Source organism: Massilimicrobiota sp. mt181 (assembly GCF_055420065.1).
Genome location: NZ_JBVAYN010000015.1, coordinates 59,397 through 66,008, shown reverse-complemented (window position 1 = coordinate 66,008; position 6,612 = coordinate 59,397). Strand labels below are relative to the sequence as shown.

11 protein-coding genes are annotated in these 6,612 nt (G+C 29.3%); 8 read left to right on the top strand and 3 right to left on the bottom strand.

The window, feature by feature from the left end; all coding sequences use genetic code 11:
- Window positions 1–205 precede the first annotated feature (205 nt).
- Window positions 206–658, bottom strand: a complete 453-nt coding sequence (locus ACZYT4_RS09645; protein WP_463785115.1) for a GNAT family N-acetyltransferase — start codon at window positions 656–658, stop codon at window positions 206–208.
- 69 nt (window positions 659–727) lie between these two features.
- Between ACZYT4_RS09645 and ACZYT4_RS09640 the strand changes: the two genes are divergently transcribed.
- The 3 genes from ACZYT4_RS09640 (at window position 728) to ACZYT4_RS09630 (ending at window position 2,024) form a co-directional block, all read left to right on the top strand.
- Window positions 728–1,291: a GNAT family N-acetyltransferase gene (locus tag ACZYT4_RS09640; RefSeq protein ID WP_463785113.1), complete on the top strand. Its 564-nt coding sequence runs from the start codon at window positions 728–730 to the stop codon at window positions 1,289–1,291.
- A gap of 111 nt (window positions 1,292–1,402) precedes the next feature.
- Window positions 1,403–1,624, top strand: a complete 222-nt coding sequence (locus ACZYT4_RS09635; RefSeq protein WP_463785110.1) for a helix-turn-helix transcriptional regulator — start codon at window positions 1,403–1,405, stop codon at window positions 1,622–1,624.
- Window positions 1,617–2,024: a hypothetical protein gene (locus ACZYT4_RS09630; RefSeq protein WP_463785108.1), complete on the top strand. Its 408-nt coding sequence runs from the start codon at window positions 1,617–1,619 to the stop codon at window positions 2,022–2,024. The genes ACZYT4_RS09635 and ACZYT4_RS09630 overlap by 8 nt, the downstream gene beginning before the upstream one ends.
- Window positions 2,025–2,037: 13 nt before the next feature.
- On the opposite strand, the gene ACZYT4_RS09625 is transcribed toward ACZYT4_RS09630, so the two are convergent.
- Together ACZYT4_RS09625 and ACZYT4_RS09620 are read right to left on the bottom strand one after the other, a co-directional pair.
- On the bottom strand, window positions 2,038–2,772 hold the full coding sequence (locus ACZYT4_RS09625) for a nucleoside/nucleotide kinase family protein (RefSeq protein WP_463785106.1): 735 nt from the start codon (window positions 2,770–2,772) through the stop codon (window positions 2,038–2,040).
- Window positions 2,773–2,780: 8 nt separating this feature from the next.
- Window positions 2,781–3,362, bottom strand: a complete 582-nt coding sequence (locus ACZYT4_RS09620) for a hypothetical protein (protein WP_463785105.1) — start codon at window positions 3,360–3,362, stop codon at window positions 2,781–2,783.
- A gap of 88 nt (window positions 3,363–3,450) precedes the next feature.
- Between ACZYT4_RS09620 and ACZYT4_RS09615 the strand changes: the two genes are divergently transcribed.
- From ACZYT4_RS09615 to ACZYT4_RS09595, 5 genes are all read left to right on the top strand, one after another.
- A complete protein-coding gene (locus ACZYT4_RS09615) occupies window positions 3,451–4,008 on the top strand; it encodes an SOS response-associated peptidase (protein ID WP_463785103.1) in 558 nt (185 codons plus the stop codon).
- A 63-nt stretch (window positions 4,009–4,071) separates the two neighbouring features.
- The gene (bcp, locus tag ACZYT4_RS09610; RefSeq protein ID WP_463785101.1) at window positions 4,072–4,530 is read left to right on the top strand and encodes a thioredoxin-dependent thiol peroxidase; all 459 of its coding nucleotides are present in this window, start codon (window positions 4,072–4,074) and stop codon (window positions 4,528–4,530) included.
- 140 nt (window positions 4,531–4,670) lie between these two features.
- Complete coding sequence (locus ACZYT4_RS09605; protein ID WP_463785099.1) at window positions 4,671–5,465, top strand: Cof-type HAD-IIB family hydrolase; 795 nt, start codon at window positions 4,671–4,673, stop codon at window positions 5,463–5,465.
- A 5-nt stretch (window positions 5,466–5,470) separates the two neighbouring features.
- A complete protein-coding gene (locus tag ACZYT4_RS09600; RefSeq protein WP_463785097.1) occupies window positions 5,471–5,677 on the top strand; it encodes a hypothetical protein in 207 nt (68 codons plus the stop codon).
- 3 nt (window positions 5,678–5,680) lie between these two features.
- Complete coding sequence (locus tag ACZYT4_RS09595; protein ID WP_463785095.1) at window positions 5,681–6,517, top strand: MurR/RpiR family transcriptional regulator; 837 nt, start codon at window positions 5,681–5,683, stop codon at window positions 6,515–6,517.
- The last annotated feature ends 95 nt before the right edge of the window (window positions 6,518–6,612 follow it).

Sequence of the window (6,612 nt, the reverse complement as noted above, 5' to 3'; positions counted from 1 at the left end):
ATCTGCCCCGGGGTAGTTTATTGAAGGTCAGTGAAGGCATCGTCACATATAGCAATTTTATAACTCATAGCACTTCTCCTTTTTTCAATAATTATTATATTACCTTGTTTTACATCATACAACATGGAGATTTGAAAATGAATTTTAATATCTTAAAAAATAAGAAGTTTAATTTTGAAAGTCAAATCAACTTTCAAAATTAAACTTATAGTTTTTGTTCCATCATGATTTTTAATGGTGTCATACCACAGCTTTCATAAAATTTCATTGCTGATTCATTCAAGCACCAGACATTAAGAGTAATATGATAGTAATCATTCTTTTTGGCATAATCTACTACATATTGATAAAGCTGTTTTCCAATGTGTTGTCCACGGCATTTTTCATCTACACATAAATCATCAATATAAAGTGTTTTTTTATTTTCAAAATTATGTTGTGTAATACAAAAAGCATATCCTAGAATTTGATGTTCATCATTTTCAAAGACAAAAATAGGTCTTGTATCATCTTCAATGACTTTGATTAATTGTTCATCAGTATATTTTTTACTACCATGTTGAAATAAGTCAGGACGTCCATCAGCATGAACATTATTGACTTGAAATAATAAATGATTAAGACTTGGTAAATCTTTAATTGTTGCTGTTCTAATCATAGACATTCTCCTTCCTTCTGTATTATTTATATGATAATATGTTTTTTATAAGAATTCAAGGAGGAGTCTATGAAGCATATAGGGACAAAGGCTATCAAAACAAGTCGTTTAAAACTAAGAGCATTTGAAAAAAGTGATGCCAAAGCAATGTATGAACGCTGGGCTAGTGATGAAGAGGTAACACATTTTTTGACTTGGAAACCACATCAGAATATTCAAGTTACGCAAAATATTTTAACTGATTGGATCGATCAATATCAAAATCTCAATTATTATAATTGGGCTATTGTTATGGAAAATCAGGATGATTTACCTATTGGAAATATTTCAGTTGTGGAGACTCATGAAAAAGTGCATCTAGCTGTGATAGGATATTGTCTTTCCCGTCAATATTGGCATCAGGGGATTATGAGTGAAGCACTTCATGCTATTATTGATTTTCTTTTTAATGAAGTTGGATATGAATGCATTCAATCTAGACATGATCCACGTAACAAACATTCTGGACAGGTTATGTTAAAATGTGGCATGAAATATGAAGGTACTTTAAGACATAGTGATTGGAATAATCAGGGAATTGTTGATGCCTGTTATTATTCTATTTTAAAAGATGAATATAAAAAGAAAGTTTAGGCTTTCTTTTTATGAACGTTTTAAATGTGAAGTAAACTTCATATTTGTATTGCAAAATTATAGATATGAATATATAATATATGTGAAGTAAACTTCATATTGGAGGTGTTTATGAAAACAAGAGTCAAAGAATTTAGACTTCAGAAGGGAATGACACAGCAGCAGTTAGCAAATCTGGTTCATGTTTCCAATAGAACCATTATTTCCATCGAAAAAGGACAATATAACCCATCACTTATGCTGGCATATCGTCTTTCTCAAGTCTTTCATGTATCTATTGAAGAATTATGTTGTTTAGAAGATAATTTAAAGGAGGAAGAATCTCATGATTAAAAATAAAAGAAATTTTTTCATGGCTATCATCATGACGTTATTATCTTTTGTTGCCTTCATTATTTATATGAAGAGTAATGAACAACGCTATTTCATAACCATGCTAATAGGTATATTTTATGCAATGATACAATATCACCAGGCCTTTTCTACAAATATCTTTGAAGAATTGAAAATCTATAATGATGAAAGAGATGATTTCATTATTATGAAAACAAGTCATCTTCTCGTAAGAATAATGAATTATGTTTTATTTATAATGATTTGTATATTTTTGATGAGTTATGTGTTATTGGGTGTTGATACATTGTTGGTTATATCTTTAACATTGGTTGGAGTATTGGTCTTTGTATTTTTAGGCACACTTTTTATCAATATTTATTTAGAAAAAAGAAATTAAAAACACAGAAATACTACTTCTGTGTATAAATATGATGATTTTCATATAAATGAATATGTGCAGGTAAAGAATGATCAAGGACTCTTTTGACATTGACACCATCAGAGTTTTCATAAAATTGTTTGGCTAAATGATGAGGAGTACCACCCATCATCTTACGTTGAATGAGACGTTTTTCCAATTCTGAAACAGGAGCTTCAATAAAAAGAGAATCATCGAATAAAAGATGGATATCTCTCCATTTATCCTCGTCTAATAATAAATAATTTCCTTCCAGTAAAATAATGTTTTGACAAATATGGACTTGGTCTTCTACGGGATTATGGAGCACTCTGTCATATATAGGGAAATCAATATTTGATGTTTGCATAGCTTTGATTTTTTCAATCAGTGTATTAATATCAAAAGTTTCAGGACATCCTTTAACATCTTTCATACAAATTGTTTGATGATCTCTAGTTATATAATGAGTATCTAAATAATCCTGATAATAGTGAAAACCATCCATCCCTAGGGCTTGTAAAGGTGTGACATTGGGAGTATATTGTGATAAATGTTCAAGAAATAATGATAATGTCGTTTTGCCTGTTCCTGGTGGAGCTGCTAAAAGAATCAATAATCTTTGGTTCTTTTCTTTTTGCATTTGTGTCCATTTTTTTAATAAAGGGATGAATAAATTTTGGATATTCTGTTCATTAAATTGTGCTTGAATCAGATGTCCATTGACATGAAGTTCATAAGTTTTCATAAGTCCTCCTAAGAAATAATAATTTTTCTTCTCTTTTTATGACATGTTTTTTCATAAAGTAAAGATTGTATATTCATTTTAATCAGTTCATTACGACGAAAAGATAATGCTTTGATTGTTTGTTTTTGAATATCAAAACAATAAAGTTTTGTGACACAATTGATAAATAGATAATGATAAAAATCACTAGGTATCTGTTTTTGAATAAGAAATGTTTTTAAACTCTCTTCTGATAAATTATGGCAATGAGAAAAAATATATAGTCCATTATTTAAATATCTTTCATAGTTTTTGCATTTGATGAGTTTACGTTCAATCGCATCGTCTATTTTTTCAAAAACAAAAGAAAGATTTTGATCATCATGGTCAAAAGGTGTCATATCTAAAGTTTTATATAAAGGTTTTTTCATATCAGCAACAGCTTCTTCTGGTGTAAGAGCTTGGGTGACTTCTATGCCATGCTGACAAACAGGAATACGTAAATCTGGTCGATCAGATAAAATAATCTCATCTTCACTAATTTTAAAAAATGAAGTTAATGATAAAGCCGCATATTTTTCAAAGTAGTTTTTACTGTAAGTTTCAGCCATAAAGACACCTTCTTTCTGTTTCTATTATCTCATAGAATAAACGAAAACTCTAGAAACTGTGTTATAATAAATCAAAAGGAGTTTTAAAATGTGTGGAAGATATTATTTAATGAAACGAATTAATGATGTATTAGAAGATATGCAGCTAGATGTTATTCGATACTTATCAACAAAAGAAGATTGTAGACCTCAACAGTATTTGCCTGTTATTGTAGAAGATAATGGTCAACTTAAAATAAAAAAATTGAAATGGGGCTATACAACAAATTATTCTTCTCAAGTACTGATTAATGCAAGAAGTGAAACGATTTTAGAAAAAAAGATGTTTAAAGAAGATATATTCAAGAGACGTTGTTTGATTTTAGCTAATGGATTTTATGAGTGGGATGCTCATCAACATCAGATTGCCTTTGAACCAAAGGATAAAGTTTTATTCATGGCGGGAATCTATAATCGAAATGGAGAGTTTGTCATCATAACAAAAAATGCCAATGAAATCATGAAACCAGTTCATTCACGTATGCCAGTCATGATATCAAAAGAAGACATATCAAGTTGGTTTGATTCTTCACATTTTCCAAAATATCTTCAAAGTGAAGTGCCTTTTGATATTGTTTCAGGCATTCTTCAAACATCTTTGTTTTGAGCATATGCATTGCATTTTTTATAAAGAATGATTATGATGAAAAAGAAAAAGGAGAGAGAACATATGTTAGAAGTGGGAACAAAAGCACCAGATTTTACATTACTGAATCAAAATGGAGAAGAAGTCTCATTAAGTCAATTTCAAGGACAAAAAGTCATTTTATATTTTTATCCAAAAGATAATACACCAGGTTGTACAAAACAGGCTTGTGGATTTGCAAGCTTATATCCAGATTTTACACAAAAAGGAGCTGCTATTATAGGTATCAGCAAAGATAGTGTGAAATCACATAAAAAGTTTGAAGAAAAATATCAGTTACCATTTACACTCTTATCTGATCCAGACTTAATTGCTATACAGGCATATGATGTATGGAAAGAAAAGAATATGTATGGTAAAAAAGTTATGGGTGTTGTCAGAACAACTTATTTAATTGATGAAAATGGAATGATTGAAAAGGCATATACGAAAGTCAAAGCAGCACAAAATCCAAGTGATATGCTTGAAGTCTTAAGTCAATAAGAGCAGGAATTGAATATTCTTGCTTTTTATATGTTTCTTTTTTTATGGAAGTAAAATGGTTTGATTTTGTTGTTGAGCTTGATAAATTCAACTGGAAACACGTTTATCTTTTCATTATAATAGAGTGCAGAGGTGGAAGAATGATTAAATTAATTGCGACAGATATGGATGGAACTTTTTTGGATTCACAAAAAAAGTTTGATAAATCTTTTATAGATCTTTTTTATCAAATGAAAGAGAAAGGTATAAAATTTGTTATAGCGAGTGGAAATCAATATTATCGTTTATATCAAAAATTTTTACCATTAAGTGATCAAATGTATTTTATTGCAGAAAATGGAAGTTATATTGCGAAAGGAACAAAAGAATTGCACTGTGATATTATTCCAGAAAATACCATAAAAGATATTATTCATATTTTATCAAGATATACACGTGTTTTTATGATTTTATGTGGAAAGAAAGGTGCTTATATTTTAAAAGATTATTATGAATATAAAGACGAAGTCAAAAAATATTATTGCGCCTATTCTTTTATTGATTCCTATGATGAAATTCAAGATGAAATTATGAAAGTGGCTATCTATGATAAGGAGCAACATATTCAGGATTTAATAGAGAATGTGCGACAACAGTTACCTGAAAGTGTGAAGATTGTAACATCAGGAAACGAATGGATGGATATTCAAAATCACGATATGCATAAAGGTGTAGGAATGAAATTCCTACAGGAAAAATATCAGATTAAGCCAGAAGAATGCGCAGCTTTTGGAGATCAAATGAATGATTATGAAATGTTAAAACAGGTTAAGTATGCATATGCAATGTCTAATGCAGTAGAGCCTATTAAAGACATTGCATATGAAGTCATTGGTTCAAATGATGAACAAGCTGTACTTAAAAAGATTAGCGATATTTTAAAAGAAAGCCAGTGATCAAAATGAAAAAAGTAGAATTCGAACGCTTGAAATCAGTTACTGTTGGATTTGGTGGGATAAAAGGTAGCAAATATCAATTTGATGGTATTGAAGAGATGATTAAGAAACGTTTATTAGATGGATGGACGTATCTAGGGTATGTACCAGTCATAACAAGAAGCTCAGGCGACATAGAAACTCTCTCGTTGATTTTTGAAAAAGATGAATAACCTATGAGTCAACAAATATTGGATAAACTTATTGAGAATTATCATCTGAGTGAAAATGATCAACTGATTGCGACATACATGATAGAACATTTAGAGGATATTCCTCGTTTATCGTCTAGAGAATTTGCGAAAAGAACATATACCACAGCAACATCTATTATTCGTTTTGTTAAAAAAATTGGATATAAAAATTACAATGATTTTAAATACCATATTGTTTTAATGTTAAAGAATATGGACTTAGAGGATTATGATATTTTTTCAGGAGAAGATATTTTGTCTATTTCTCATAAAATCAGCCAATTAGAATCTGAAGTGATTCAACAGACAAAAGATTCTTTAAATACAGATATTTTAAATGAAATAGCAAAACAGATAAATCAAAAGAAGTTTATTGATATATATGCAAATGATACCAATGCATCAATAAGTTATTATGCTGCTCACGTTTTGAGTCGTTTAGGTTTATTTGTGCATATTTATCAGGATACAGATTTACAGATTCATCATGCTTTAAATATAAATCATGATCATCTGATTATGATGATTAGTAAACATTCTAAAAATCCTTATCTTATAGATATAGCCAAAACATTATCAAAACGTCATATTTCTTATATTTTCATTACTGGAAAAGATGAAAATATTTTATCTCAGTATGCTTCATATGTGATACATACACCCTTTGATTCTCAAGCATCTCAGATTCAAGAGTTGTCATTCTACACATCGCTTAAATATGTTTTCGATATCCTTTATAGCTTATTGTATTCTATGACATATGAAAAGACTAAAAGATATGAACAATTATATGATCAAATCTTTTTTAAGAACCTGTAACATTGTCACAGGTTTTTCTTGTTTATGAGGTAAAATAGGTTGACAATGTTTCTTAAACTTAAACATGTCTTGTCTTTTGGTATGAAAGCGGTTAT

Excerpts from the sequence above, each read along its gene's own strand:
- ACZYT4_RS09620 (WP_463785105.1), bottom strand. The coding sequence starts at position 3,362 with ATGGCTGAAACTTACAGTAAAAACTACTTTGAAAAATATGCGGCTTTA.
- bcp (WP_463785101.1), top strand. The coding sequence starts at position 4,072 with ATGTTAGAAGTGGGAACAAAAGCACCAGATTTTACATTACTGAATCAA.
- ACZYT4_RS09615 (WP_463785103.1), top strand. The coding sequence starts at position 3,451 with ATGTGTGGAAGATATTATTTAATGAAACGAATTAATGATGTATTAGAA.
- ACZYT4_RS09605 (WP_463785099.1), top strand. The coding sequence starts at position 4,671 with ATGATTAAATTAATTGCGACAGATATGGATGGAACTTTTTTGGATTCA.
- ACZYT4_RS09625 (WP_463785106.1), bottom strand. The coding sequence starts at position 2,772 with ATGAAAACTTATGAACTTCATGTCAATGGACATCTGATTCAAGCACAA.
- ACZYT4_RS09630 (WP_463785108.1), top strand. The coding sequence starts at position 1,617 with ATGATTAAAAATAAAAGAAATTTTTTCATGGCTATCATCATGACGTTA.
- ACZYT4_RS09600 (WP_463785097.1), top strand. The coding sequence starts at position 5,471 with ATGAAAAAAGTAGAATTCGAACGCTTGAAATCAGTTACTGTTGGATTT.
- ACZYT4_RS09645 (WP_463785115.1), bottom strand. The coding sequence starts at position 658 with ATGATTAGAACAGCAACAATTAAAGATTTACCAAGTCTTAATCATTTA.
- ACZYT4_RS09640 (WP_463785113.1), top strand. The coding sequence starts at position 728 with ATGAAGCATATAGGGACAAAGGCTATCAAAACAAGTCGTTTAAAACTA.
- ACZYT4_RS09595 (WP_463785095.1), top strand. The coding sequence starts at position 5,681 with ATGAGTCAACAAATATTGGATAAACTTATTGAGAATTATCATCTGAGT.
- ACZYT4_RS09635 (WP_463785110.1), top strand. The coding sequence starts at position 1,403 with ATGAAAACAAGAGTCAAAGAATTTAGACTTCAGAAGGGAATGACACAG.